We start from the raw sequence: 866 nt of genomic DNA on the forward strand, positions 1-866 counted from the left end.
GGTTTACCGCGATCAGCTTTTCCTGCAGTTCGCCAGCTTGTTTTTCGATGTGAGCCATCTTAAACCTCTTCCTTAGAACTGAAGGCCAGCTTCACGGGCAGCATCTGCCAGTGCCTGGACTCGACCATGATATTGGAAACCGGAACGGTCAAAGGATACTTTCGTAATCCCTTTTTCCAATGCGCGTTCTGCGATAGCTTTACCTACAGCAGTGGCAGCATCTTTGTTGCCGGTATACTTCAGTTGCTCAGTGATAGTTTTTTCTACAGTAGATGCAGCAACTATTACTTCAGAACCGTTTGGTGCGATAACCTGTGCGTAAATATGACGCGGGGTACGATGTACCACCAGACGAGTCGCACCCAATTCTTTGAGCTTGCGGCGTGCGCGGGTCGCACGACGGATACGAGCAGATTTCTTATCCATAGTGTTACCTTACTTCTTCTTAGCCTCTTTGGTACGCACGACTTCGTCGGCGTAACGGACACCCTTGCCTTTATAAGGCTCAGGACGACGGTAGGCACGTAAATCCGCAGCAACCTGACCGATAACCTGTTTATCAGCGCCTTTCAGCACGATTTCAGTTTGGGTCGGACATTCTGCAGTGATGCCTTCCGGCAGTTGATGATCGACCGGGTGAGAGAAGCCTAAGGCTAAATTCACCACGTTGCCTTTAACAGCAGCACGATAACCAACACCTACCAGTTGAAGCTTTTTAGTGAAGCCGTCGGTAACACCTACAACCATAGAGTTCAACAGTGCACGAGTGGTACCCGCTTGGGCCCAACCGTCTACAGCGCCTTCGCGTGGAGCGAAAGTCAGTGTATTTTCTTCCTGCTTAACTACAACAGCGTCATGGATAGTAC

General features: G+C 49.9%; 2 protein-coding genes. Both read right to left on the reverse strand.

Going from position 1 to position 866, the window contains the following annotated elements; genetic code table 11:
• Positions 1-72: 72 nt before the first annotated feature.
• Positions 73-426 carry a 50S ribosomal protein L18 gene (rplR, locus tag AC1DUO_RS25560; protein WP_013573699.1) on the reverse strand — a complete coding sequence of 118 codons (354 nt, stop codon included), beginning with the start codon at positions 424-426 and terminating at the stop codon, positions 73-75.
• Positions 427-435: 9 nt separating this feature from the next.
• A partial coding sequence (gene rplF, locus AC1DUO_RS25565; protein ID WP_477989500.1) for a 50S ribosomal protein L6 occupies positions 436-866 on the reverse strand: 431 nt, incomplete at its 5' end.

The organism is Rahnella sp. P4_A8 (assembly GCF_056402435.1).

What these genes read in the sequence shown, in the direction of transcription:
- rplR (WP_013573699.1), bottom strand. Translation starts at nt 426, where the DNA reads ATGGATAAGAAATCTGCTCGTATCCGTCGTGCGACCCGCGCACGCCGC.